Source organism: Sphingomonas leidyi, assembly GCF_011761945.1.
In the GTDB taxonomy this organism is placed as follows: Bacteria; Pseudomonadota; Alphaproteobacteria; order Sphingomonadales; family Sphingomonadaceae; genus Sphingomonas; species Sphingomonas leidyi.
The window spans coordinates 299,828-323,275 of sequence record NZ_JAASQV010000002.1 but is presented as its reverse complement, the minus strand read 5'-3'; the positions used below and the strand labels follow the sequence as shown (position 1 = coordinate 323,275).

Annotated in this window: 24 protein-coding genes; 15 read left to right on the top strand and 9 right to left on the bottom strand. The window is 69.0% G+C overall.

From position 1 onward, the window contains the following. Nucleotides 1-58: 58 nt before the first annotated feature. Together FHR20_RS11195 and recF are read right to left on the bottom strand one after the other, a co-directional pair. On the bottom strand, nucleotides 59-580 hold the full coding sequence (locus tag FHR20_RS11195) for an energy transducer TonB (RefSeq protein WP_167299727.1): 522 nt from the start codon (nucleotides 578-580) through the stop codon (nucleotides 59-61). A 62-nt stretch (nucleotides 581-642) separates the two neighbouring features. Beyond that, complete coding sequence (gene recF, locus FHR20_RS11190; RefSeq protein WP_167299726.1) at nucleotides 643-1,710, bottom strand: DNA replication/repair protein RecF; 1,068 nt, start codon at nucleotides 1,708-1,710, stop codon at nucleotides 643-645. 118 nt (nucleotides 1,711-1,828) lie between these two features. Between recF and FHR20_RS11185 the strand changes: the two genes are divergently transcribed. Further along, nucleotides 1,829-2,578 (top strand): hypothetical protein, encoded by a 750-nt coding sequence (locus FHR20_RS11185; protein ID WP_167299725.1) that lies wholly within the window; start codon nucleotides 1,829-1,831, stop codon nucleotides 2,576-2,578. A 15-nt stretch (nucleotides 2,579-2,593) separates the two neighbouring features. Here the strand turns inward: FHR20_RS11185 and FHR20_RS11180 are convergent, their stop codons facing one another. After that, nucleotides 2,594-3,358 (bottom strand): Coq4 family protein, encoded by a 765-nt coding sequence (locus FHR20_RS11180; RefSeq protein ID WP_167299724.1) that lies wholly within the window; start codon nucleotides 3,356-3,358, stop codon nucleotides 2,594-2,596. 156 nt (nucleotides 3,359-3,514) lie between these two features. Here FHR20_RS11180 and FHR20_RS11175 point away from each other — a divergent pair, with 156 nt between their 5' ends. Continuing rightward, nucleotides 3,515-3,733 carry a helix-turn-helix transcriptional regulator gene (locus tag FHR20_RS11175; protein ID WP_167299723.1) on the top strand — a complete coding sequence of 73 codons (219 nt, stop codon included), beginning with the start codon at nucleotides 3,515-3,517 and terminating at the stop codon, nucleotides 3,731-3,733. After that, a complete protein-coding gene (locus FHR20_RS11170; RefSeq protein WP_167299722.1) occupies nucleotides 3,726-4,364 on the top strand; it encodes a hypothetical protein in 639 nt (212 codons plus the stop codon). Before FHR20_RS11175 ends, FHR20_RS11170 begins: the two co-directional genes overlap by 8 nt. A 171-nt stretch (nucleotides 4,365-4,535) precedes the next feature. Here FHR20_RS11170 and dnaN read toward each other — a convergent pair whose 3' ends face one another. Together dnaN and FHR20_RS11160 are read right to left on the bottom strand one after the other, a co-directional pair. Next, entirely contained in the window at nucleotides 4,536-5,648 is a 1,113-nt protein-coding gene (dnaN, locus tag FHR20_RS11165) for a DNA polymerase III subunit beta (protein ID WP_167299721.1), read from the bottom strand. 137 nt (nucleotides 5,649-5,785) lie between these two features. Beyond that, nucleotides 5,786-6,394, bottom strand: a complete 609-nt coding sequence (locus FHR20_RS11160) for an outer membrane protein (protein ID WP_167299720.1) — start codon at nucleotides 6,392-6,394, stop codon at nucleotides 5,786-5,788. A 309-nt stretch (nucleotides 6,395-6,703) separates the two neighbouring features. On the opposite strand from FHR20_RS11160, the gene FHR20_RS11155 reads away from it, so the two are divergent. Further along, nucleotides 6,704-7,351 carry a histidine phosphatase family protein gene (locus FHR20_RS11155; protein WP_167299719.1) on the top strand — a complete coding sequence of 216 codons (648 nt, stop codon included), beginning with the start codon at nucleotides 6,704-6,706 and terminating at the stop codon, nucleotides 7,349-7,351. Continuing rightward, nucleotides 7,348-7,809: a hypothetical protein gene (locus FHR20_RS11150; RefSeq protein WP_167299718.1), complete on the top strand. Its 462-nt coding sequence runs from the start codon at nucleotides 7,348-7,350 to the stop codon at nucleotides 7,807-7,809. Before FHR20_RS11155 ends, FHR20_RS11150 begins: the two co-directional genes overlap by 4 nt. A gap of 161 nt (nucleotides 7,810-7,970) precedes the next feature. Here the strand turns inward: FHR20_RS11150 and FHR20_RS11145 are convergent, their stop codons facing one another. Then, nucleotides 7,971-8,372: a DUF4168 domain-containing protein gene (locus tag FHR20_RS11145; RefSeq protein WP_167299717.1), complete on the bottom strand. Its 402-nt coding sequence runs from the start codon at nucleotides 8,370-8,372 to the stop codon at nucleotides 7,971-7,973. A gap of 103 nt (nucleotides 8,373-8,475) precedes the next feature. Next, the gene (locus FHR20_RS11140; protein WP_167299716.1) at nucleotides 8,476-9,354 is read right to left on the bottom strand and encodes a LysR family transcriptional regulator; all 879 of its coding nucleotides are present in this window, start codon (nucleotides 9,352-9,354) and stop codon (nucleotides 8,476-8,478) included. Nucleotides 9,355-9,447: 93 nt separating this feature from the next. On the opposite strand from FHR20_RS11140, the gene FHR20_RS11135 reads away from it, so the two are divergent. The 6 genes from FHR20_RS11135 to FHR20_RS11110 all read left to right on the top strand — a co-directional run bounded on the left by FHR20_RS11135 (nucleotide 9,448) and on the right by FHR20_RS11110 (nucleotide 15,301). After that, nucleotides 9,448-10,383, top strand: a complete 936-nt coding sequence (locus FHR20_RS11135; protein WP_167299715.1) for an NAD-dependent epimerase/dehydratase family protein — start codon at nucleotides 9,448-9,450, stop codon at nucleotides 10,381-10,383. Nucleotides 10,384-10,462: 79 nt separating this feature from the next. Then, nucleotides 10,463-11,647, top strand: coding sequence for a dual-specificity RNA methyltransferase RlmN (rlmN, locus tag FHR20_RS11130; protein WP_243857290.1), 1,185 nt, complete (start codon nucleotides 10,463-10,465; stop codon nucleotides 11,645-11,647). A 102-nt stretch (nucleotides 11,648-11,749) separates the two neighbouring features. Beyond that, nucleotides 11,750-12,508, top strand: coding sequence for a sulfite exporter TauE/SafE family protein (locus tag FHR20_RS11125; RefSeq protein ID WP_286712566.1), 759 nt, complete (start codon nucleotides 11,750-11,752; stop codon nucleotides 12,506-12,508). A gap of 17 nt (nucleotides 12,509-12,525) precedes the next feature. Then, the gene (locus tag FHR20_RS11120) at nucleotides 12,526-13,215 is read left to right on the top strand and encodes a cytochrome b/b6 domain-containing protein (protein ID WP_167299713.1); all 690 of its coding nucleotides are present in this window, start codon (nucleotides 12,526-12,528) and stop codon (nucleotides 13,213-13,215) included. Next, on the top strand, nucleotides 13,212-13,949 hold the full coding sequence (locus tag FHR20_RS11115) for a molybdopterin-binding protein (protein ID WP_167299712.1): 738 nt from the start codon (nucleotides 13,212-13,214) through the stop codon (nucleotides 13,947-13,949). The genes FHR20_RS11120 and FHR20_RS11115 overlap by 4 nt, the downstream gene beginning before the upstream one ends. A gap of 89 nt (nucleotides 13,950-14,038) precedes the next feature. Next, the gene (locus FHR20_RS11110) at nucleotides 14,039-15,301 is read left to right on the top strand and encodes an SAM-dependent methyltransferase (protein ID WP_167299711.1); all 1,263 of its coding nucleotides are present in this window, start codon (nucleotides 14,039-14,041) and stop codon (nucleotides 15,299-15,301) included. Here the strand turns inward: FHR20_RS11110 and FHR20_RS11105 are convergent. Further along, nucleotides 15,289-15,708, bottom strand: a complete 420-nt coding sequence (locus FHR20_RS11105; RefSeq protein ID WP_167299710.1) for a DUF1801 domain-containing protein — start codon at nucleotides 15,706-15,708, stop codon at nucleotides 15,289-15,291. The genes FHR20_RS11110 and FHR20_RS11105 overlap by 13 nt on opposite strands. A gap of 114 nt (nucleotides 15,709-15,822) precedes the next feature. Here FHR20_RS11105 and FHR20_RS11100 point away from each other — a divergent pair, with 114 nt between their 5' ends. The 4 genes from FHR20_RS11100 (at nucleotide 15,823) to FHR20_RS11085 (ending at nucleotide 22,179) form a co-directional block, all read left to right on the top strand. Next, nucleotides 15,823-17,043 carry an argininosuccinate synthase gene (locus FHR20_RS11100; RefSeq protein WP_167299709.1) on the top strand — a complete coding sequence of 407 codons (1,221 nt, stop codon included), beginning with the start codon at nucleotides 15,823-15,825 and terminating at the stop codon, nucleotides 17,041-17,043. 88 nt (nucleotides 17,044-17,131) lie between these two features. After that, a complete protein-coding gene (locus FHR20_RS11095) occupies nucleotides 17,132-18,844 on the top strand; it encodes a hypothetical protein (protein WP_167299708.1) in 1,713 nt (570 codons plus the stop codon). Beyond that, nucleotides 18,844-20,394, top strand: a complete 1,551-nt coding sequence (locus tag FHR20_RS11090) for a hypothetical protein (protein ID WP_167299707.1) — start codon at nucleotides 18,844-18,846, stop codon at nucleotides 20,392-20,394. Before FHR20_RS11095 ends, FHR20_RS11090 begins: the two co-directional genes overlap by 1 nt. Before the next feature lie 9 nt (nucleotides 20,395-20,403). Next, entirely contained in the window at nucleotides 20,404-22,179 is a 1,776-nt protein-coding gene (locus FHR20_RS11085; protein ID WP_243857289.1) for a hypothetical protein, read from the top strand. Between the two features lie 84 nt (nucleotides 22,180-22,263). On the opposite strand, the gene FHR20_RS11080 is transcribed toward FHR20_RS11085, so the two are convergent. Then, nucleotides 22,264-23,439, bottom strand: coding sequence for a GNAT family N-acetyltransferase (locus FHR20_RS11080; protein WP_243857288.1), 1,176 nt, complete (start codon nucleotides 23,437-23,439; stop codon nucleotides 22,264-22,266). Nucleotides 23,440-23,448 lie beyond the last annotated feature (9 nt).

Sequence of the window (23,448 nt, the reverse complement as noted above, 5' to 3'; positions counted from 1 at the left end):
AATTGGCGTCACGAAACGGAAGCAAAATAGGGGGGCGCGGCGGCCCCCCTGGGCGCGCTTATTCGCTGTCATATTCGAAGGTGGCGATCGCGGCCGCGTGCACCGGCTTGCCCTGGTAGCTGGCCGGGGTGAAGCGCGCGCGCTTCAGCACCGCGGCGCAGGCGGCGAGATCGAGCCTGGCGATGCCGCTGCTGTGCTGGACCATGCAGTGCGTCGCCGCGCCGCGCTCGTCGATCTCGTAGACGATGGTCACGCTGCCCGAGCTGTGCTCCGGGATCGACATGGCGGGATAGTCGGAAGACGGGAACCACTCGTCGGTCGGGCCCTTGGCCAGCGCTGGCGTGATCGCCGCCGGCACGCCCCGGGCCGCGATGGCGGCGCAGGCCGCCTTCGTCCTGGCCGCGTCGGTGGCGGGATCGAGCGGCAGGCAGGAAATGATCCGGTTCCTGCGGTCGGTCGCCACGGCATAGGTGGCGCCTTCGTGGCGCATCGCCGGCCAGGCGCGCAGCTTCTCGCCGGATGCGCCCGGCGCGGGCGCGAGCACCGCCGCGGCGGCACCGAGCATGAACAAAGCGGGCATGATATCTTCCCCCCTCCCGTTGCGTGCGGAAGGGTGCGTAGGAATCGCCGCGGCGTCCAGTCCTATTCTGCGAGCACCGTTCCGTCGGCGACGTGGTAGCGCGTGGCGCCGCCGGGCACCGCTTCGAACAGGCCCGGCTCGGTGCCGGTCATCCACACCTGTCCGCGGCCTTCGAGTCGGGCGAACAGCGCGGCGCGGCGGCCGGGGTCGAGATGGGCGGCGACTTCGTCGAGCAGCAGGATCGGCGCGCGCCCGGCACGCTCGGCGACCAGTTCGGCATGGGCGAGGACCAGACCGAGAAGGAGCGCCTTCTGCTCGCCGGTGGAGCAGAGATGCGCGGGCTGCCGCTTGCCGAGATGGGTGACGAGCAGGTCCGCCCGGTGCGGGCCGGCGAGCGTGCGTCCCGCCGCGGCATCCCGCCGGCGGCCGGCGGCGAGTTCGCGGGCCAGTGTGTCGGCATCGCCTCGCCAGCCTTCCAGCGCCAGGCCGGCGCGGGCGAACGGCCCCTCGGGCTGTGCCGCCAGCCGCTCCGCGAGCGCCGATACGGCCTCGCGCCGGGCGGCGTCGATGGCGGCGCCATGTTCGGCCATGCGCGCCTCGAGCGCGGCGAGCCAGTCGACATCGGGCGCGGCATCGTCGGCGAGCAGGCGGTTGCGCTCGCGCATCGCCGCATCGTAGCGCGTCGCATGATGGGCATGGCCCGAGGCGAGGGCGAGGGTCAGCCGGTCGAGGAAACGCCGCCGCTCGCCCGCGGCATCGACGAACAGCCGGTCCATCGCCGGGGTCAGCCACAGCACGCTCACCCATTCGGCGAGCGAAGTGGCCGCGGCGGTGGCGCCGTTGATCCGCACCAGCCGCCGCTCGGGCGCACCGGCCTGGGTGCCGGTGCCGATGTCGGTCTCGCCCAGCCGCGCGGCGACGCCGAAGCCGCCGCTGCCGCCCTGGCGCGCCATTTCGGCGAGCGGCGCGCGCCTGAGGCCGCGGCCGGGGGCGAGCAGCGACAGCGCCTCGAGCACGTTGGTCTTGCCCGCGCCATTCTCGCCGCTCAGCACCACGAAGCCGGGGCCGGGCGCCAGCACGGCATCTTCATGGTTGCGGAAATCGGTGAGGACGAGGCGGGTTGCGGCCATTTCCCGCCGATAGCCGATCGCGCGACGGGGATCACCTGCCCGCATGCGCCCGGCTTGCGGCGCGCCGGGACTTGCCCGATGATCGCGCCCGTCCACATCCTCGGGGAAAGAAGGCACGATGCTCCGCACCATGTTGTTCCTGGCCGTGCCGCTCGCGCTCGCGCCCTTGCCCGCGCTGGCCGATATGACCGCGCGCTACGGCGTCGACGGCAAGGAACTGGTCGTCGAAGCGGACGAAGGCGGGAATTCCCGCGTCGAGCTGGCCGGCAAGTTCGCGATCGTCCGCCGCGACGGCGCCGATTATGTCGTGCTGTACGGGAAGACCGGCCCCAAGGTGTTCGAACTCCAGGCGATGGCCGCGCTGTTCAAGGCCATGCTGCCCAAGGCCGCGGAGGCGGCGAAGGAGAAGGTCGAGTTCGGCCTGGAGGCGGGGCCCGCCTCCGCCACCGTGGCCGGGCACACCGGCTCGGTCTGGCTGATGCGCATGCTCGCGGGGCCGGGGAAGGACCGCAAGCGCCATATCGAGATCGTGACGAGCGCCGATCCGCAACTGGCGCCGATCGGACGGATCGTCGCCCGCGCCGCCGATCTCGCGCTCGATTTCATGGCCGGCTTCATCCCCGAATCGACGCAGTTCGGCGCCACCGCGCGGGGGCTCCTCGCCAAGGGCACGCTGCTCCGTATCCAGCCGGTCGATTCCGGCGTGCCGGGCAAGATCGTGTTCGAACTCCGTTCGGTCGACACCGCGGCGATCGACCCGAAGCATTTCGAGCTGCCCGGTCCGGTCGCTTCGGCCGAGGAAGTCTTCGGGGCGATGGATGGGCTGGCGCCGCCGGGCGGCGGCGGCAAGATCGAGAACCTGCCCTGAGCGGGCAGGCGGAGATCAGATGCCCTTCAGGCCGGCCGCTTCGAGGCTGGCCTGCGCGGCCCGGTACCGGACCGGGTCGCCGATGCCCAGGCGGCGGCGGACCTGGTCGAGCGGTTCGGCGAGCAGCGTCTCGTAATCCTCGCCGTGCAGCCATTCGGCCCGCTTGCCGTGGCGATAGCCCTCGACCACCGCGCGGAAGAAATCGAGCCTGCGGGTGATGCGGATGCTCTTCAGCGCCGCGCCCAGTCCGATGAAGCCCCAGCCGAGCCCGCCGGTCTGCGCATAGGAAAAGGCGACCAGGCAGGCCTCGCCCAGATGCTCGTCGGCCTGGTAGCCGGTGATAACGTGCCACAGGTCGTGGATGTCGCGCTCGCGCCGGCCCATCCAGGCATAGGGATGCTGGATGTCGGCATTCTGGAACGCTCCCTCGGCCATGCTGACGGCCACGAGCCCGTCGGCCGAATAGCCGGTGCGGTCGAGGAAGTTGCGATAGGCGGCGCCGACGGTGCCTTCGGCGAAGCCATCGATCCAGGCACGGTCCGACAGCTTCTCGGCCATCTCGACATGCTGGAAGGCGATGCGCCCGCCATTGGGCATGGTCAGCAGCTTGCGATAGCTCTTCTGCGTCGCATCGCCGTTCAGCGCGCGCATGATGCGGAAGACCTGCTCGGTATCGTCGCCATTGGCGAGCAGCCGCCCGAGTGCACGGAACGCGGTGCCCCATTCCCGCTTCATCGGGATGCCGGGGTTGAAGATCTGCGGCGCGGGTTGCGTGGCCATGGAAGCGAATCCCTTACTGACAATAGTGTCAATATAGGAGTCGGATCGCAAAATCAACCTGTGGCCATATGGCCATGCATGACAAGAGTTCTTGACAATCCTGGCTCGGAATGACAAGAGCTCTTGTCATATGGTACAGAGTTCTGGACAGGCCGCATGAAGAACCGACTGCGCGTGCTGCGAGCGGAGGCGAATCTCAGCCAGGGCGACCTGGCCGGGCTGCTCGGCGTGTCGCGCCAGACGATCAATGCGGTCGAGACCGACAAATACGACCCGAGCCTGCCGCTGGCGATGCGGCTTTCGAAGATCTTTGGAGTGCCCATCGATGCCATTTTCCTCGACGACTGGACCCCGCCCGAGCTCCCCCATGGCTGATCGCAAGCCTCGCCGCCGGCTGGTCCACGCCGCCTATGGTGCCGCAATCGGATTCGTCATCGCCCTTGCCGCCGGGCGGAGCGGCCTGATCGCCTGGCTGGCGGAGATGCCGGTCGAGGACATGGCCTCCACCGCGCTCGCCGTCCTGCTGCTGTCCCTCGGCCTGTTCGCCCTGATCGCCGCGTCGAGCAGCACGCTCTATCGCCGCATGGCCGAAAACTATCAGGAGGGCGACCCGCTCGACGCCGGCGTGCTGCGCTATCTGCGCATGAACGGTGCGGCCCTGCTCCTGGGCGCCGCGCTGCTGCTTGTGCCGCCGCTCGCCGTCCGTTTCGGTTTCACCGGCGATGCGGCGATTCCCGTCGCGATCGGCATCGCGGCGCTGCTCGCGCTCCAGACCTGGCTGAGCGCCCGGATCCGGCGCGGCAGTGACGAGCTCAATCGCGCCGCACTTGCCGAGGCGTCGATCGCCAGCTTCTGGCTGCTCCAGTTCGGGCTGTTCGGCTGGGCCGCGCTCGCCAGGCTCGGCCTCGTCGCCAATGTCAGCCTGTGGACGCTGATGACGATCTCGGGAGCGATCTATCTGGCCGTGTCGATCGTCGTGGCGCTGCGCCGGGGCATGTTCGCCTGACGCGGGGTTCGCCGGATGCTGTTCCCCGGCGAAGTTGGCTAGGCGTATCAGCCTTTCGAACGACATTGCAACAGGGCCCCGGCTCTCGCCGGGGAGCAGTCGCCCCCGATACGAAAATGCCGGCGCAGAGCGGTTCCGCGCCGGCATTCCTGCCTTGTGTCCGCTGCGCGATCAGACGCGCATCGGCATCAGCACATAGAGCGCCGGCGACTTGTCGTTCTCGCGGATCAGCGTCGGCGCCGCGGCGTCGGCCAGATGGACTTCCACCGAATCGCCTTCGATCTGGTTGAGGATGTCCATCAGGTAGCGGCTGTTGAAGCCGATCTCGAAGCCCTGGGCGGCATAGTCGCCCGGCACTTCCTCGGCCGCCGCGCCATTTTCGGGGCTGGTGACCGACAGGATCACCTTGTCGCGCTCCAGCGCCATCTTCACTGCGCGGGTCTTCTCGGTCGCGATGGTCGAGACGCGGTCGACGCCTTCCATGAAGCTCCTCGGATCGAGCTTGAGCAGCTTGTCGTTCGCGGTCGGGATGACGCGAGTGTAATCGGGGAAGGTGCCGTCGATCAGCTTCGAAGTGAGGATCGCCTGGCCCAGGTCGAAGCGGATCTTCGATGCCGAGAGCGACACGCCGATCGAACCGTCCACTTCGTCGAGCAGCTTGCGCAGCTCGCCCACGCATTTGCGCGGCACGATCACGCCCGGCATCGAATCGGCGCCGTCCGGCCGCGCCACGGTGACGCGGGCGAGGCGGTGGCCGTCGGTCGCGGCGGCGCGCAGCACCGGCGTCGCTTCGTCGACGACGTGCAGATAGATGCCGTTGAGATAATAGCGCGTCTCTTCGGTCGAGATCGCGAAGCGCGTCTTGTCGATGATCTGCTTCAGCGTCTCGGCCGGCAGCTCGAACACCGTCGGCAGCTCGCCCTCGGCGATCATCGGGAAATCGTCGCGCGGCAGCGTCGACAGGGTGAAGCGCGCGCGGCCGGCATTGACGGTGATCCGCCCCTCGGCCGCGGACAGTTCCACCTGCGCGCCCTCGGGCAGCTTGCGGACGATGTCGAACAAAGTGTGCGCCGGCACGGTGATCGCGCCGGGCTGGTCCACCGCGGCTGCGATCGTCTCGTCGATCTGCAGGTCGAGGTCGGTTGCCATCAGGCGCAGCGCGCCGCTGCCCTGTGCCTCGATCAGCACGTTGGACAGGATGGGGATCGTGTTGCGCCGCTCGACCACGGACTGGACGTGGCTCAAGCCCCTCAACAGAGTTGCGCGTTCGATCGTCGCCTTCATCAAGAACCCCCGGGGCATGTGTCGCCCGAATCTAACCCGGTACCGGGACTTTTCCGACCTTTACCCTTAACGGCAAAAAGGGCCGGAGCAAGCGCCCCGGCCCTATAGTTCACACCTTAAATACGCGGTTAAGGGTATTAGAAGCGCACGCCGACGCCGGCGAGCACCTGGTGGCGCTTGGCATCGATGCCCGCGTCGTCGTTATTGTACTTCGAGTAGCGATACTCGCCCTTCAGATAGACCTTGTCGTTCAGCTTCACCTCGGCGCCCGCGCCCAGGCGCCAGCCATCGGCATTGTCCGAGGTGCGGATGTTGGTCGTGCCCGACACGTAGCGGCTGTCGAACTTGGCGTTGGTGTAGCCGCCCTTGGCATAGATCAGCGCATTGCCGCCCACGGTGAAGCCGACGCGGGCGCCGACATAGAGGTCGCGGCCGGTGCTGATGCGCGCACGGTCGCCGGCGACGAGCACGCTGGTGTCGGTGCGCTTGGCGGTGGAGCCGGTGGCTTCGCCTTCGACGCCGAACACGGCGTTGCCGGCCTGGAAGTCATAGCCGATCTGGCCGCCATAGAGCACGCCGTCGGCGCCCTTGACGCCACTGCCCGAGGGCTTGACGTGATCCCAGCCGACCACGGCCTCGGCGCGCGGGCCGGTAAAGCCCGAATCGGTGCTCTGCGCGAAGGCGGGAGCGGCGAAGGCCGAGCCGGCGAGAAGCGCTGCGGCGGCGGCGATGAACTTGGTACGCATAACTGAACTCCTTGGGTACACACCCGCGCTTCGCAGTGCGGGCGGGGAGATCAACCCGGCGCGAGGGACGCCGTTTCATGAACCCCCGATAAACAGAAAAAAGCGTGGCTTATCCGCAACAGTTGCGATTGCCGGCCACGCCTGGCCCTTAACGGCGACAATGTCCCCGCAATGGTCACTCCCTCTTATCGTCTGCCCGCGAGCGGGCTGGTGTCCTATTGGAATAGCGCACCTGATTCCCCGCTGAACGAAAGGGGGCGCAAATTGGGCACTTGCCTTTCTCTTGCCGCCAATGCTTGTGCGGGGCCGATGACGAACCAGCGCAAAGGCCGCGATTTCATCGCCCGCCACGGCGAGACCGTGTTCAACCTTGCCCGGCGCATGCAGGGCGATCATCCGCACACCCCGCTGACCCGGGCCGGCTTCGCCCAGGCGGATGCGATGGGCGCGGCGCTGCGCGAGATACTGGGGCCCCGGCCGAAGCTCACCCTCTGGTCGTCGAGCGCGGGGCGCGCGCTGCAGACGCTGGCGGTCATCGCCGAGCATCTTGAGCTCGACTGGCACCAGGCGCGCCGCGACGACCGGCTGGTCGAGATCGGCATGGGCGAGTGGAGCGGGCGCTATTATGCCGATCTGATGGCCGAGGTGCCGGGCTTCCTCGATCTGGAACATGGGCTCTACACGCGCCCGCCGCCGGGCGGCGAATGGTATGACGGCATCGCCGCGCGCGTCTCGTCCTGGCTCGCCGACACCGACGATGATCCGGGCGACCGGCTGGTGATCATGCACGGCATGTCGAGCCGCGTCCTGCGCGGCGTGATGACCGGGTTGCCGGTGCAGCCAAGGTTCGCCGCGCCGGTGGCGCCCGACCTGCCCCAGGGTTCGATCGTGCGGATCGAGCATGGCGTGGAGACGGTGGTGCACATCGGCACCGGGCGCGGCGCGGCGCCGGCATGAGCGGGCTGGCGCTCCTGCTGCTGCTGCTTCAGGCGCGCGCGCCGCTTGGCACGTTCGATGGCTGGGGAGCGTTCCGCGATCCCTCGCCGCTGCGCTGCTTCGCGATCGCCCGGCCGGTGGAGAAGCATGCCAATGCGCAACCCTTTGCCAGCGTGGCGACCTGGCCGCGCGACGGGGTGCGCAACCAGCTGCACATAAGATTGAGCCGCGCGCGCGCGCCCGATGCGCGCGTGACGCTGTCGATCGGCGAGCGGCGCTTCGAGCTGCAGGCGGGGGATGCGGATGCCTGGGCGCCGGATGCGCGCACCGATGCCGCGATCGTCGCGGCGATGCGCGCGGGACGGAGCATGAGCGTGGAGACGATGGGCGCGAACGGCGCCCCCTTCGCCGACGGCTATGCCCTCCGGGGTGCGGCGACCGCGATCGACGCCGCCGCGCTGGGCTGCGCGGGGCGATAGAGCGGGCTCCGGGTCTCGGACACCATTTCCGCCATTCCCATTTCTCGCCGTCATCCCAGCGCAGGCGGGGGTAACGTTGGAAAACGCGGAGATGCCGGTGAAGAATGAAAAGGCCGGGGCGTGGAACCCCGGCCTTCCGTCCTTGTCCTGACGACCAATCCCTACGGCTGCTTCGCCGCCGGCGCGCCGCCCGAGGCGGCGAGCTTGGCGCTGGCCGCTGCCTGGATGCGCTTGTTGAGCGCCGTGTCCGTCTGCATGGCCTGGCCGATGGCGTTGAAGCGCTCGGCAGTCAGGCCGGCGGCGGTGGCGGCGGCCGCCATCTTGGCGCCCTTGTCGGCCTCGGGCGTGGCGGTGTCCTTGCGGATCTTGTCGATCTCGAGCGCCGCGGTGGCGAACTGGCCGACTTCGGCCTCGGTCACCGGCCCGGCGGCCTGCGGCGCGGCTGGTGCCGGCGCGGTCTGCGCGGGGGCGGCCGGATCGGCGGTCTGCGGCGCGGTCTGGGCCAGCGCGGCCGGGGCGATGGCCAGCGTCGCGCCGGCGAGGATCGTTCCGATAAGCTTCATTACTGCACTCCAAAAAGCAACCAACTCACCCCTCGAACGCAACGCTGCGGTGCGCGGATGCAACAGGACAACCCGAACGCGGTGCGTCGTGGCTCTCCCGGGGCTAACCGAGATAGGCCTGGAGCCCGGCAACCAGCGCGTCGAACACCGTGCGCACGCGGGCCAGGCCGCGCAGGTCTTCGTGGCAGACCACCCAGGTCTCGAGGTCGAGCCGGAAGTCGGGCAGCAGCCTGACCAGCCCGTCGCGCGTGCCGATCGGCAGCTGGCAGATGCCGATGCCCAGCCCCGCGCGGATGGCGGCGAGCTGGGCATGGTCGCTGTCGCTGCGGAAGCCCAGTTCGCCGAGCTTCACGGGGAAGCCCGCCGCCTGCACCGCGCGCAGCGTCGGCGAATCGCTCTGGGGCCCGATCAGCCGGTGGCCGGCGAGATGGGCGAAGTGGACGGGATGCGGGCGGCCGGCAAGATAGTCCGCATGCGCGTGCACGCCGAGCGGCACCGTGCCGATCCGCCGCGCGACCAGCGCTTCCTGGCGGGGCGGCGCCATCCGGACGGCGACATCGGCCTCGCGGCGCAGCACGTCCTCGTTGCGGTTGCTCGGGCTCAGCTCGATCACCAGGCGCGGATATCGGCGGGCAAGGGCGGTGAGGACCGGCGGCAGCGCCTCCACCGCGATCACTTCGCTGGCGGTGACGCGCACCGTGCCGGCGATCTCGTCCGGCGCCGCCGAGGCGGTGCGGACGAACGCGTCCGAAGCGAGCGCCATCGCGCGGGCATGCTCGTGCAGCGCCGATCCCCTCTCCGTGGGCGTGAGGCCGCCGGGGGAACGCGTGAACAGCGGCGTGCCCAGCGCCGCCTCCAGCGCCTCGATCCGCGTCCGGACCGTCGGTTGCGCAAGGTTGAGCCGCCGCGCCGCGCCCGACAGGCTGCCGGTCTCGAGCACCGCCAGAAAGGCGCGCTGCTGCTCCCAGTCGATGGGGTTCATAAAATTCCTATACACGATATGAAAAGGTTCGACAATTTTCTTATAGGCTCGATTGGTCCAACCCCGTGAACATCGATAGCAACGGAGGCTGGAATGGACAGGATCGCATTGGTGCTCGGGGCGACGGGCGGCGTAGGCGGCGAGACGGCGCGGGCGCTGCTCGCCAGGGGCTGGCAGGTGCGCGGGCTGGTCCGCCGGCTCCGTCCCGGGCTGGACCCCCGGATCGACTGGCGCGAGGGCGACGCGATGGTGCGCAGCGACGTGCTGGCCGCGGCCGAGGGTGCGGCGGCGCTGGTCCATGCGGTGAATCCGCCGGGGTATCGCGAATGGGACAAGCGGGTGCTGCCGATGCTGGAGAACAGCATCGAGGCGGCCTGGGCCAATGACGCCCGCCTCGCGCTGCCCGGCACGATCTACAATTACGACCCCGCCGGAACCCCGGTCGCCCGGCCCGATTCGCCGCAGGAGCCCGGCACGCGCAAGGGCGCGATCCGCAAGGCGATGGAGGCGCGGATCGCCGAATCGGGGGTGCGCGCGCTGATCCTGCGCGCCGGCGACTATTATGGGCCGCGGCCGGGCAACAGCTGGCTCTCGCAAGGGATGATCGCCCCGGGCAAGCCGGTGACGCGCGTGACCAATCCGGGGCGGCGCGGGGTGGGGCATGCCTGGGCCTATCTGCCCGATGTCGGCGAGGCCTTCGCCCGGCTGCTCGATCGCGAGGCGGAGCTGCCGCGCTTCGCCCGCTTCCATTTCGCCGGTCACTGGGACCCGGACGGCAGCAGCTTCCCCGCGGCGATCGCGGCGGCGGCGGGCGGCAAGGTGAAGCATGCCCGCCTGCCCTGGGCGCTGCTGCCGCTCGCCGCACCGTTCAATCCCACCCTGCGCGAGCTGATCGAGATGCGCCCCTTCTGGAACCATCCCGTGCGTCTCGACAATCGCGAGCTGGTGGCCTTTCTGGGGGAGGAGCCGCACACCGGGCTGGTCGAATCGCTGCGGGCCACGCTCAACGCGCTGGGGTCACTGGAATAATCGCGCGAGATCGACTATGTGCGCGGCCATGCAGACAGTCTCGGCCGCGCCCACGCCCGTTCACGGGCACATCGAGCCTATGCCCATTCCCGGGCACATCGACCCCGTGCCGGTGCCCCGACCCGCGGTGGCGCGCGAGGACGGTCGCGTCGACCTGATCGGCCTTTCGCGCGAACAGCTTCGCGCGGTGCTCGCCGATGCCGGGCTGGAGCCGAAACAGGCCAAGCTGCGCGCCAAGCAGATCTGGCACTGGATCTACAATCGCGGCGCGACCGACTTCGCGGCGATGACCGACATCGCCAAGGCCCAGCATCCCTGGCTCGCCGAGCGCTTCGTGATCGGCCGCCCCGAGATAGTGGAGGCGCAGGTCTCGACCGACGGCACGCGCAAATGGCTGCTCCGCTCGGCGGACGGCCAGGACTATGAGATGGTCTTCATCCCCGATGCGGACCGCGGCACGCTCTGCGTATCGAGCCAGGTGGGCTGCACGCTCAACTGCCGCTTCTGCCACACGGGCACGATGCGGCTGGTGCGCAACCTTACGGCGGGCGAGATCGTCAGCCAGGTGATGCTGGCCCGCGATGCGCTGGGCGAATGGCCGAGCCAGCCCGAGGGCCGCATGCTCACCAACATCGTGATGATGGGCATGGGCGAGCCGCTCTACAATTTCGACAATGTCCGCGACGGGCTGGCGATCGTGATGGACGGCGACGGGCTCGCGCTCTCCAAGCGCCGCATCACCCTGTCGACCAGCGGCGTGGTGCCGATGATGGCGCGCGCGGGCGAGGAAATCGGAGTGAATCTTGCGGTATCGCTCCACGCGATCACCAAGGACGTGCGCGACGAGATCGTGCCCCTGAACCGCAAATACGGGATCGAGGAGCTGCTCCAGGCCTGTGCCGACTATCCGGGCGCCAACAATGCCCGGCGCATCACCTTCGAATATGTGATGCTGAAGGACAAGAACGACAGCGACGCCGATGCCCGCGAACTGGTCCGCCTGCTCAAGAAGTACAAGCTGCCCGCCAAGGTGAACCTGATCCCGTTCAACCCCTGGCCGGGCGCGCCGTACGAATGCTCGACGCCGGAGCGGATCCGGGCGTTCAGCAACATCGTGTTCGAAGCGGGCATCTCGGCCCCGGTGCGCACGCCGCGCGGCCGCGACATCGACGCCGCCTGCGGCCAGCTCAAGACGGCGGCCGAGAAGAAGAGCCGCGCCCAGATGGACCGCGAGGCCGAGGAGAAGCTGGCGGCGCTGGGGTAAGGCCCGGTATCGCGGTCGCGCCGTTCCGGTAGCTTGCCCTCGCGGACCGGCGCGCGCGAGATTGCCCTCGACAAGGCGGGGCGGGCGCGGAAGGAAGGCGGAGTGATCGATCCCGCCGCCCTGATCCTTCCCGCTGCCGCCGGCATGCTCGGGGGCGCGATGAATGCGCTGGCGGGCGGGGGCACCTTCGCGACGCTGCCGGCGCTGATCGCGCTCGGCCTGCCCTCGAACATCGCCAATGCCACGTCCAACGTCGCCCTGCTGCCGGGCGCAGGCGCGAGCGCATGGGAGTATCGCGACGAACTGGCGCCGGTGGGCGGCCTGTCGGTGCGGGCGCTTGCCGGGATCACCTTTGCCGGCGGGCTGGTCGGCAGCATGCTGCTCGTGCTCACCCCGACCCGGGCATTCGACATGATCATCCCCTGGCTGCTGCTCTTCGCCTTCGTGGTGATGGCGTTCGGCCGCCGCGCCTCGGACTGGCTGCATGCGCGGGTGACCATCGGGCGGCGCACGCTCGTCGCCGCGCAGAGTCTGCTCGGCATCTATGGCGGCTATTTCGGCGGCGGGGTGGGGCTGATCACCACCGCGGTCTATGGCCTGCTCGCCGGTGCCGACCCGCGCTCGCTCTTCTCGATCCGCACGCTGATGCTCGCGGTCGCCAATTTCGCGGCGGCGCTGGTGTTCATCGCGATCGGCATGGTGCGCTGGTGGGCCTGCCTGCCGATGCTCGCCGGCGGGATCCTGGGCGGCTGGCTGGGCGCCCGGATCGGCAAGCGGCTCTCGCACCGGATGGTGCGCGCCTGGACCCTGCTCGTCACCGGCGGCACTACCCTCGTCTTCTTCGTGCGCGCCTATGGATGATCGGCTAGGATAGGGCCATGCAGGTCTATCGCCACCGGCTGATCACGCGCATCTGGCATTGGGTCAATGCGCTCGCCGTGCTGGTGATGATTCCGAGCGGGCTGATGATCTTCAATGCGCATCCGCGGCTCTACTGGGGCAATTACGGCGCGAATTTCGACCATGCCTGGCTCAGCCTGCCGCGCTGGCCGGGCTGGCTGACCCTGCCGTCCACCTACGACCTGGCCGGCGCCCGGCACTGGCATCTGTTCTTCGCGCTGGTGCTGGCCTTCTCGCTGCTGATCTACCTGCTCTGGAGCCTGGCCAACCGGCACCTCCAGCGCGACCTGCGCTTCCGCCGCGACGAGCTCAGCGCCGCGCACCTCGCCGGGGACCTCCGGGCGCATTGGGAGATGCGCTTCCACGATCCGGAGGACCCGCGCGCGTACAATCTCTTCCAGAAGGCGAGCTATGCCCTGGTCCTGTTCGTGCTGCTGCCGCTGCTGATCTTCACCGGCCTGGCGCTGGCGCCGGGCATGTGGCCCTGGCTGGCGGACCTGTTCGGCGGGCGGCAATCGGCGCGCTCGCTCCATTTCATCGCGATGGCGCTGCTGACCGGCTTCGTCGTGGTGCACCTGACCCTGGTGATCCTGGCCGGCCCGGTGAACGAAGTGCGCTCGATGATCACCGGCTGGTGGCGATCGCCCGAAGCGGAGCCGGGGGAATGATCACCCGGCGCGGCCTGATCGTCACCGGTGGGGCGACCCTGCTCGCCGGCTGCGATGCGTGGAGCGGCAGCCCGGTGCTGCTGAGCGCCGAGGACGCGCACCGCTATCTCCAGCGATCGATCAACGGCCGCGCCGCGCTCGCCCGCGAGTTCCGCCCGGAGCAGCGCAGCCCGCGCTTCCGCACCAACGGCACTGCCAATCCCAATACGCCCGAATATAACGCGCTTGCCGCCAATCGCTTCGCCGACTGGCGATTGCAGGTCGGCGGGCTGGTCGCGCGGCCGCTCTCGCTCAGTCTCGCCCAGCTGCGTTCGCTTCCCCAACGGGCGCAGATCACCCGGCACGATTGCGTCGAGGGCTGGAGCGCGATCGGCAAATGGCAGGGGCCGCGGCTGGAGACGATCCTCCGGCTCGCCGGCCTGCGCGACGGCGCGCGCTATATCGTCTTCCACTGCGCCGACGCGTTCGGCCAGCGGCGGATCCCCTATTACGAATCGATCGACCTGGTGGACGCCTTCCACCCCCAGACGATCCTGGCCTGGGCGATGAACGACGCGCCGCTCGGCATCGGGCACGGCGCGCCGCTGCGCCTCCGGGTCGAGCGCCAGCTTGGCTACAAGCACGCGAAATATGTGATGCGGATCGAGGCGGTGGCGAGCCTGGCCGGGATCGGCCGCGGCAAGGGCGGCTTCTGGGAGGATATCGCCGGCTATGAATGGTACGGCGGAATCTGATTTCGCAGCTGCGGAAATATTGCGGAAATCGCGCGCTTCCCTAATGTGGTTGCCGGGGGGCTGTTACATCGGGTGGTGGTGACGGCTTAATGGCGTTGATCGATCGTTTTTTCGCACGCGCAATCAAGCGCGGACAACTCACCGTCATCCACGCGGATGGCACCCGGCAGAGCTTCGGCGAAGCCGATCCGGCGCTCAAGCCGGTAACGATCCGTTTCGGAGCAGGCGCGACGCGCCGCATCCTGCGCGATCCCTCGCTGGGCGCGGCCGAGGCCTTCATGGACGGCGACATTCAGGTCGAGCAGGGCGAGATCCTCGACCTGCTGATCCTGTTCGCATCGAACAATCGCTGGGAAGACAATGATTCGGTGCTCTTCCCCAGCGCGTTCAAGAAGGCGGTCGACGCCGTGATGTTCCGGCTCGGCCGGATCAACATGGAGCGCCGTTCGAAGCGGAACGTCGCGCATCACTACGACCTGTCGGGCAAGCTCTACGATCTCTTCCTCGATACCGACCGGCAATATAGCTGCGCCTATTTCAGCGCGCCGGGCATCGGCCTCGAACAGGCCCAGCTCGACAAGAAGGCGCACATCGTCGCCAAGCTGGCGCTGAAGCCGGGGATGAAGGTGCTCGACATCGGCTGCGGCTGGGGCGGCATGGCGCTCTACATCCACCAGAAGACCGGCGCCGAGGTGCTGGGCGTCACCCTGTCGGAGGAGCAGCTCAAGGTCGCGCGGCAACGGGCGGCGGATGCCGGCGTGGCGGACAAGGTGAAGTTCGAGCTGATCGACTATCGCCACGTCGCCGGCCAGTTCGACCGGATCGTCTCGGTCGGCATGTTCGAGCATGTCGGCACGCCGCACTACCGCACCTTCTTCCGCAAGGTGCGCGAGCTGCTGACGCCCGAGGGCGTGATGCTGCTCCATACCATCGGCAGGGCAGGCGGGCCGGGCGTTACCGATGCCTTCACGCTGAAGTACATCTTCCCCGGCGGCTATATCCCGGCGCTCTCGGAGATCGCGAAGGGCTATGAGGGGCTGCGCTATTTCATGACGGACGTGGAGGTGCTGCGCCTCCATTATGCCGAGACGCTCCGGCACTGGTACGAGCGCACCGTCGCGGCGCGCGACGCGATCGTCGCCCTGTACGACGAGCGCTTCTACCGCATGTGGTGCTTCTACCTGGCGGGGTGCCATGTGAGCTTCAAATATGGCGGGCTGGTCAACTACCAGCTCCAGTTCTCGCGCTCGCGCGACGCATTGCCGCTCACCCGCGACTATATGGTCGAGGAGGAGCGAACCCTGCGCGAGCCGCACAAGGTGACGCTGCGCCAGGCCGGTCAGGCCGGGTAGGCGGCGTCCATCCGCGCGATCTTGGCGCGGACGATCTCCTCGAGCACGTCCGCGTCCACATCGGCCAGCCGCTTGATGTACAGGCAGCCCTTGCCGGTCCGGTGCCTGCCCAGCCGGCCCAGGACCTCGCCCTGATCGGCATTGCCGTCGAGCACGTAGAGGACCAGCTCGGCCTTGCGCGGGCTGAAGCCGATCCGGCACATCTCGCCGGTGCGGCCGCTGTCATAGCGATAGGCATAGCGCCCGAAGCCGATGATCGATGGCCCCCACATCTTCGGCGGCTCGCCGGTCAGCCGTGCCATCATCGTGCAGACCGCCCCGGCATCCGCGCGGCGCGTGGCATCGGGCACCGCAGCGATGAAGTCGGCGACCTGAATCTCCGTTGCCCTGGTCTTGAGCTCGGCCATCTGCCCCTCCCGAGTCGATGCCGGGGGAGCATGCCCCAGCTACAGAACTTGCGGAAGCGGTCCCGCGCCCGTAAGGCGCACGCCGTTTCCCCGCACATCCTTTGGAGTCGCCCCATGTCGGACAAGATCAACCGCGTCGTGCTCGCCTATTCGGGCGGCCTGGACACGAGCGTGATCCTGAAATGGCTCCAGCAGGAATATCAGTGCGAGGTAGTCACCTTCACCGCCGACCTCGGCCAGGGCGAGGAGCTCGAGCCGGCGCGCAAGAAGGCCGAGATGGCCGGCGTGAAGCCCGAGCACATCTTCATCGACGATCTGCGCGAGGAGTTCGTCAAGGACTTCGTCTTCCCGATGATGCGCGCGAACGCGCTCTATGAGGGCCTGTATCTGCTTGGCACCTCGATCGCGCGCCCGCTGATCGCCAAGCGCCAGATCGAGATCGCCAAGATGGTGAATGCCGACGCGGTGAGCCACGGTGCCACCGGCAAGGGCAATGACCAGGTGCGCTTCGAACTGGGCTATTACGCGCTCAACCCGGACATCAAGGTGATCGCCCCCTGGCGCGAATGGGACCTGACCAGCCGCACCAGGCTGATCGAGTTCGCCGAGAAGCACCAGATCCCGGTCGCCAAGGACAAGCGCGGCGAATCGCCCTTCTCGACCGACGCGAACCTTCTGCACACGTCGAGCGAGGGCAAGGTGCTCGAGGATCCGTGGGAGGAAGTGCCCGACTATGTCTATTCGCGCACGGTGAACCCCGAAGACGCGCCGGACGCGCCCGAGACGATCACGATCGATTTCGAGCGGGGCGACGGCGTGGCGCTGAACGGCCAGGCGATGTCGCCGGCGACGCTGCTCACCGCGCTCAACGAGCTGGGCCGCAAGCACGGCATCGGCCGGCTCGACCTGGTCGAGAACCGCTTCGTCGGCATGAAGAGCCGCGGCATGTACGAGACGCCGGGCGGCACCATCTATCATCTCGCCCATCGCGGCATCGAGCAGATCACGCTCGATCGCGGCGCGGCGCACCTGAAGGACGAGCTGGCGCCACGCTATGCGGAGCTGATCTATAACGGCTTCTGGTTCGCGCCGGAGCGCGAGATGCTCCAGGCCGCGATCGATCACAGCCAGGAGAAGGTGACCGGTACCGTCCGCCTCAAGCTCTACAAGGGCAGCGTGATCGTCACCGGCCGCAAGTCGCCGTACAGCCTCTATTCGGAGAAGGTGGTGACCTTCGAGGACGATCAGGGCGCATACGACCAGCGCGATGCCGCGGGCTTCATCAAGCTCAACGCGCTGCGGCTCCGCTTGCTCGGGCGCCGCGATCGCCTCTGATCGGCCGGGTATCCGGCGGGTGCCGCGCGCATCCGTCGGCGGCAGGCGCCTAACGCGCAATTAACCAAACTGGCCTAGCTGCGGTGGCATGGAGACGAGCCGGCCCCGGTATGCATGGCGTGACCCTGGCGTCGCGCTGCTGCTGACCGTGGTGCTGTGCGGCGCCTGGACGCTGCGCGACTGGCACGATCTGGCCGCGCTGCGGCTCCCCGATACCGACGACATGGTGCGGCTCCAGCAGATCCGCGACTGGCTGGCCGGCCAGTCCTTCGGCGACCTTGCCCAGCATCGGCTCGGGCCGGTGCCCGGGCTGGAGATGCACTGGTCGCGACTGGCCGACCTCGTGCCCGCGGCATGGATCGTGGCGCTCACGCCCTGGCTCGGCGGCCATGGCGCGGCGCTGGCCGCGGTGATCCTGTGGCCGGCTTCGCTGTTCTGCGCAGCGCTGGCGTTGACCGGCGCGGTCGCGCGCCGCCTGGGCGCGCCGCCGGCGACGGCGACCCTGCTCGCCGCGCTCGCCTATCCGGCGACCAGCCTGTTCCTGCCGGGGCGGATCGACCATCACGGATTGCAGCTCGTCCTGATCCTGTTGCTGGTGCGCGTACTGCTCGGCACGGGCAGCTTCCGGGCCGGCGCGGTCGCGGCGCTCGCCGTGACGGCGTCGCTCGTCATCGGCCTCGAGACCTTGCCGCTGCTGGGCGTCGCCGGTGCGGCGCTGGTGCTGCTGTGGGTGGCGGACAGGCCGGGCAGCCGCGACCGGCTGCTCGGTTTCGGCTTCGTCCTGCCGATCGCGCTTGCCGGAGCGGGCATCCTGTTCCGCACGAGCGGCTGGAGCGTGCCGGCCTGTGACGGTTTCACCGGGCTGCTGTGGCGGGCGGTGCAATGTGCCGCGATCGCGCCGATGGGCCTGGCCCTGTTCGCGGTCGCGGGGCCGCGGACCGCGCGCGCGCGGGCGGGCGCCGCCGGGATCGCCGGCGTGGCGGCGGCGGGGGCGGTGCTGCTGCTCGCGCCGCAATGCCTCGATCCCTATGGCGAAGTCGATCCGCTGCTCGCGCGCCTCTGGCTCGCCGAAGTCGGCGAGGCGCAGCCGCTGTTCGGCGCGCCGCCCGCCAACGCCATCGCCTATGCCGGGCTCGCACTGGCCGGGCTGATCGCGTCCCTCGCGATCGCGCGGCGGCGGCGCGAGGCCGGCTGGTGGGTGGTGGCCGCGCTCCAGTTCACTGCGCTGGCGATCACGCTGTTCCAGTTGCGCGGGGCCTATGCCGGGGCGATGCTCGCCGCGCCGGCGCTGGCGGTGACGATCGGCGCCGCGCGGGCGCGTGGCCCGTTCGCGCTTGTCGCCGCCTGGATCGCCGCGACCGGCATCCTCTACCCGATCGCCGCCACCGCGATCTTTCCGCCGCGCGCCGCCGCCGGGCCGAGCTGCACCACGCCGGAGAGCCTCGCCCGGCTCGCGGCGTTGCCGCCCGGACACCTGCTCGCGCCACTCGACCTCGGCGCCTATGCGCTCGCCGCCACGCCGCACGCGGTGCTCGCCGCGCCCTATCACCGAAACAATCCGGGAAACCGTGCCATGTACGACTTCTTCCTGAGCCAGCCCGCGCAATCCGAAGCGATCGCGCGGGCATGGGGCATCGACTATGTCGCCTTCTGCCCCGACGATCTCGACCGCTTCGCCAGGGAAGCGCGGGATCCGCGCAGCCTGGCCGCCGGCCTGCGCGCCGGATCGATCCCCGACTGGCTGGTGCCGATCGATGGCGGGGATGCGCCGCGCACCTACAGGCTGGCGTCGCGCCACTGATGGAACCGCCGGCGGCCCGCTGGTGGGAGACGCGCTGGTTCGCGCTCGCCGCGATCCTGGCGTCGTGCGTGCCGCTGCTCGCGCCGGATGTGCCGCCGCTCACCGATCTGCCGGGGCATATCGGCCGGTTCCGGGTGATGCTGGGTACCGATGCGGACATGCTGGGCCGATGGTATCATTTCCAATGGCGGCTGATCGGCAATCTCGGCGCCGATCTGCTGGTCGCCGGTCTTGCCCCGCTGACCGGGCTCGAGCCGGCGGTGAAGCTGGTCACGATCGCGACGGTCGCGCTTTCCGCTGCCGGCATCCTGTGGATCGCGCGGGAGATCCATGGCCGGGTCACGCCCTTCGCGCTGTTCGCGCTGCCGCTCGTCTACAACTACGCCTTCCATTTCGGCTTCCTGAACTTCGCGCTGGCGGCGGCGCTCGCGCTCAACGGCTTCGCCCTGTGGCTGCGGCTCGGGCGGCTGGGCCGGACCGGGCTGCGCGCGGCGCTGTTCCTGCCGCTGGCATGCGGCATCTGGGTCGCGCACGTCATGGGCTGGGGCATGCTGGGGCTGATGGTCTTCGGTGCCGAGCTGGGGTTGCGGCGCCGGGATGGCGGCGGATGGATCGATGCGGCGATGCGCGCCGCCATCGCCTGCCTTCCGCTCGCATCCCCGCTGCTGCCGCTGCTGCTCTGGCGGCCCGACGGCGGCGGCGGGATCACCGAGCGCTTCTTCAGCCTGCGCAAGGTCTCGTGGCTGGCGATCTTCCTGCGCGACCGCTGGTGGCCGTTCGACTTCTGCTCGGTGCTGCTACTCTGGGGATTGATCTACCGAAGCGCGCGCAACCCGCGCTTCGGCCATTCGGCGGCATTGGTGGGCGCGTGCCTGATGCTCGCCTGCGCCTTCGTGCTGATCCCCTACAAGCTGTTCGGCTCCGCCTATGCCGATATGCGGCTGGCGCCGTTCATCGTCCTGTTCGCGCTGCTCGCGATTCGCGTCGACAAGGGCATCGGCGCGCGCGAGCTGCGCTGGCTGGCGGTGGCCGGCCTGGCGTTCTTCCTGGCGCGGACGGCGGGAACCACGATCAGCTTCTGGCAATATGGCCGCGAATATGACCGGCAGCTCGCCGCGCTCGACCATGTGCCGCGCGGGGCGCGGATCGTTGCGTTCGTCGGCGACAATTGCGTCGATCCCTGGGCGCTCGGCCGGCTCGATCACCTCTCCGGCCTGGCGATGGCGCGCCGTGCCGCCTTCTCCAACGACCAGTGGGAGCTCGCCGGCTCGGCGCTGCTCACCATCGACGCGCCCGCGATGGGCGCGTTCGCGATCGATCCGTCCGAAGTCGTCCTCGCCAGCCCCTGCAGGGACAAGCAGGACCGCATGACCATCGACCAGGCGCTGCGCGGCTTCCCGCGCGACGCGTTCGACTATGTCTGGCTGATCGCACCGCCGCCCTTCGATGCGCGGCTGCTCGCCGGCACGACGCCCGTCTGGCGGGACGGCGCCAGCGGGCTGTACGAGATCGACAGGAACCGCTTGTCGGGCGGCGCCCCTGCGCACTAGAAGGCGCGGATGGACAGGGGCGACGCGTTGCAATGGTGGCAGACACGATGGTTCGTGGCGCTCTGCACCTTAATAGCCATCATTCCGCTGCTCTGGCCCCAGATCCCGCCGCTGGTCGATCTGCCTGGCCATATGGGGCGCTATCGCGTCCAGTTCACCTATGACCAATATCCTTTCCTCAAGGAATGGTACGACTTCCGCTGGAGCCTGATGGGCAATCTGGGCGTCGACCTGCTGGTCATCCCGCTGCACCATGTCTTCGGGCTCGAGCTGGCGGTGAAGCTGATCGTCATCGCGATCCCGGCGATGACCGTCGCGGGCATGTTGTGGATCGCGCGCGAGGTGCATGGCCGCATCCCGGCGACCGCGCTGTTCGCGCTGCCGCTCGCCTATGCCTTTCCCTTCCATTTCGGCTTCGTCAATTTCGCGCTGTCGATGGCGTTCGCCCTGCTGGCGTTCGGCTGGTGGCTGCGGCTGGCGCGGCTGGGCAAGTTCGTCTTCCGCTCGATGGTGTTCCTGCCGATCTCGGTGCTGATCTGGGTCTGTCACACTTATGGCTGGGGCCTGCTCGGCATCCTCGCCTTCTCGGCCGAGCTGATCCGCCAGCACGATCTGCGCCGCAACCCGCACGTGCCGTGGCACAAAGACCTGATCGGCGGCTGGATCCTGCCCTGGTTCCATGCCGGGCTCCAGTGCATCGTGCTGGCGCCGCCTGCGCTGCTGATGGTGCTGTGGCGTTCGGGCGGGCACGTCACCGGCCAGACGTTCGACATGTTCAACTGGCGCGCGAAGATGCTGTGGATCACCCAGGTCTTCCGCGATCGCTGGCAGCTGTTCGATCTGGCCTCGGTGGGCGTGCTGTTCCTGCTGCTGTTCAAGGCGGTGCGCGATCCGAACATCCAATATTCGCGCAACCTGGCGCTGTCGGGCATCTTCCTGACGCTGGTCTATGTCTTCCTGCCGCGCGTCGTGTTCGGATCGGCCTATGCCGACATGCGGCTGGTGCCCTTCCTGCTGGCGATCGGCATCCTTGCGATCCGGCCCAAGCCCGGCCTGTCGATCCGCGGTGCCGCCACCGTGGCGGTGCTCGGCATGAGCTTCTTCTGCGTGCGCATCGCCGCCACGACCTGGAGCTTCCTGCTCTACAGCGGCACCTATGACCGCGAGCTCAAGGCGCTCGAGCATCTGCCCCAGGGCGCCCGGCTGATCAGCTTCGTCGGCGAGACCTGCCGCTACGAATGGAAGCAGACGCGTCTCCAGCACGTCCCCGCGCTCGCGCTCGAGCGCAAGCTCGCCTATACCAACGACCAATGGTCGATGGCGGGCGGGCAGCTGCTCACCGTGCGCTATGCCGCCGCCAGGCGCTTCGCCCATGATCCGTCGCAGATCGTCACCGACGTGCAATGCCCGCGCGAATATTGGCGCCCGGTGGCCTGGGCGCTGGCGCGCTTCCCGCGCGACGCGTTCGACTATGTCTGGATGATCGAGACTCCCGCCTATAACCCGCGCTTCGAACAGGGGCTGATCCCGCTCTGGCGCGACGGGTCGAGCGCGCTGTTCAAGATCGACCATTCGGTGCCCGCGCCGGTGATCGAGCCGGGCGAGCTGCCGGTGCCGCGCTGGGAGCGGGATATCATCCTGCGCGAAGGGCATCAGGGTGGCAGCAGCCTGCCGGATCCGGAGGCCAGCCCGGTGCCGGAGCCGGAGGAATCTCCGGCGCCGACGCCCACGCCGTCCCCTTCGCCCAGCCCGGCGCACAAGGCGAGGCACGGGAAGAAGCACTAGCCTGCGACTGCCGCGTCACCCGGGCCGCCGGCAAATGGGCCGCCGGCAAATGGGCCGCCGCCCCATTCCAGATCCGCGCCGCGCCTAGCAGCCGCGGCGGAAGGGCGTGAGCTCGCCGAGATATTCCTGCTCCTGCGCCACCGCTTCGCGCTCGCGCTCGAGATAGTCGGCGACGGCGCGGCGGAAGCCCGGGTCCGGGAGGTAATGCGCCGACCAGGTGGTCACCGGCGCATAGCCGCGCGCAAGCTTGTGCTCGCCCTGGGCCCCTGCCTCCACCCGGTTCAGGCCGCGTGCGATCGCGGCGTCGATCGCCTGATAGTAGCAGAGCTCGAAATGCAGGAAGGACACTTCCTCGAGCGCCCCCCAATAGCGGCCATAGAGCGCGTCGGCGCCGACCAGGTTGAGCGCGCCGGCGATCGGCTGCCCATCCCGCTCGGCGAAGATCAGCAGCACCTTGTCCGCCATCTCGGCGCCGAGCAGCGAGAAGAAGTCGCGCGTGAGATAGGGGCGGCCCCATTTGCGGCTGCCCGTGTCCTGGTAGAAGGCCCAGAAGGCGTCCCAATGCGCCTCGGTGATCTCGGCGCCGCACAGATGGCGGATGGTCAGGCCCGCCACTGCCGCCGCGCGCTCCTTGCGGATGGCCTTGCGCTTGCGGCTGGCAAGGGCGCCCAGGAACTCGTCGAAGCTCCGATAGCCTTCGTTCGCCCAGTGGAACTGGGTGCCGGCGCGGATCAGCCAGCCGGCCTGCTCGAACAGGGGCAGCTGGTCCGGCTCGAGAAAGGTGACGTGTGCCGAGGAGAGCCGGTTCCGGTCGGTCACCGCCTCGATCCCGGCGATCAGGCCAGGCGCCAGCGCATGGTCGCGCAGCAGCAGCCGGGGGCCCGGTACGGGCGTGAAGGGCACGGCGACCTGGAGCTTGGGATAATATTGCCCGCCCGCCTGCTCCCAGGCATCGGCCCAGGCATGGTCGAACACATACTCGCCCTGGCTGTGGCCCTTGGCATAGGCCGGGGCGATCGCCGCGGGGATGCCCTGCGCGTCCTCGATCACGATCGGCAGCGATTGCCAGCCGGCACGCGGGCTCACCGATCCCGAGCGTTCGAGGATCGAAAGAAAGGCATGGCTGACGAACGGGTTGCCCGTTCCCGCGCACGCGTCCCAGTCGCCCGGCAGGATCGAGCTGACTCCATCGGCGATACGGGCGGTTACGGAAGCGGCGGGCACGGCGTCCAGATAGGGATCGCGCCCCGCAAAGGGCAATGGGCTAGT

Bases quoted from the DNA above. Each gene is read 5' to 3' on its own strand.
- FHR20_RS11115 (WP_167299712.1), top strand. From the start codon at position 13,212: ATGATCACCCGGCGCGGCCTGATCGTCACCGGTGGGGCGACCCTGCTC.
- FHR20_RS11110 (WP_167299711.1), top strand. From the start codon at position 14,039: ATGGCGTTGATCGATCGTTTTTTCGCACGCGCAATCAAGCGCGGACAA.
- FHR20_RS11100 (WP_167299709.1), top strand. From the start codon at position 15,823: ATGTCGGACAAGATCAACCGCGTCGTGCTCGCCTATTCGGGCGGCCTG.
- FHR20_RS11090 (WP_167299707.1), top strand. From the start codon at position 18,844: ATGGAACCGCCGGCGGCCCGCTGGTGGGAGACGCGCTGGTTCGCGCTC.
- FHR20_RS11170 (WP_167299722.1), top strand. From the start codon at position 3,726: ATGGCTGATCGCAAGCCTCGCCGCCGGCTGGTCCACGCCGCCTATGGT.
- FHR20_RS11105 (WP_167299710.1), bottom strand. From the start codon at position 15,708: ATGGCCGAGCTCAAGACCAGGGCAACGGAGATTCAGGTCGCCGACTTC.
- FHR20_RS11195 (WP_167299727.1), bottom strand. From the start codon at position 580: ATGCCCGCTTTGTTCATGCTCGGTGCCGCCGCGGCGGTGCTCGCGCCC.
- FHR20_RS11160 (WP_167299720.1), bottom strand. From the start codon at position 6,394: ATGCGTACCAAGTTCATCGCCGCCGCCGCAGCGCTTCTCGCCGGCTCG.
- FHR20_RS11085 (WP_243857289.1), top strand. From the start codon at position 20,404: ATGGACAGGGGCGACGCGTTGCAATGGTGGCAGACACGATGGTTCGTG.
- FHR20_RS11095 (WP_167299708.1), top strand. From the start codon at position 17,132: ATGGAGACGAGCCGGCCCCGGTATGCATGGCGTGACCCTGGCGTCGCG.
- FHR20_RS11180 (WP_167299724.1), bottom strand. From the start codon at position 3,358: ATGGCCACGCAACCCGCGCCGCAGATCTTCAACCCCGGCATCCCGATG.
- FHR20_RS11150 (WP_167299718.1), top strand. From the start codon at position 7,348: ATGAGCGGGCTGGCGCTCCTGCTGCTGCTGCTTCAGGCGCGCGCGCCG.
- FHR20_RS11120 (WP_167299713.1), top strand. From the start codon at position 12,526: ATGCAGGTCTATCGCCACCGGCTGATCACGCGCATCTGGCATTGGGTC.
- rlmN (WP_243857290.1), top strand. From the start codon at position 10,463: ATGCCCATTCCCGGGCACATCGACCCCGTGCCGGTGCCCCGACCCGCG.
- dnaN (WP_167299721.1), bottom strand. From the start codon at position 5,648: ATGAAGGCGACGATCGAACGCGCAACTCTGTTGAGGGGCTTGAGCCAC.
- recF (WP_167299726.1), bottom strand. From the start codon at position 1,710: ATGGCCGCAACCCGCCTCGTCCTCACCGATTTCCGCAACCATGAAGAT.
- FHR20_RS11155 (WP_167299719.1), top strand. From the start codon at position 6,704: ATGACGAACCAGCGCAAAGGCCGCGATTTCATCGCCCGCCACGGCGAG.
- FHR20_RS11140 (WP_167299716.1), bottom strand. From the start codon at position 9,354: ATGAACCCCATCGACTGGGAGCAGCAGCGCGCCTTTCTGGCGGTGCTC.
- FHR20_RS11185 (WP_167299725.1), top strand. From the start codon at position 1,829: ATGCTCCGCACCATGTTGTTCCTGGCCGTGCCGCTCGCGCTCGCGCCC.
- FHR20_RS11175 (WP_167299723.1), top strand. From the start codon at position 3,515: ATGAAGAACCGACTGCGCGTGCTGCGAGCGGAGGCGAATCTCAGCCAG.
- FHR20_RS11145 (WP_167299717.1), bottom strand. From the start codon at position 8,372: ATGAAGCTTATCGGAACGATCCTCGCCGGCGCGACGCTGGCCATCGCC.
- FHR20_RS11135 (WP_167299715.1), top strand. From the start codon at position 9,448: ATGGACAGGATCGCATTGGTGCTCGGGGCGACGGGCGGCGTAGGCGGC.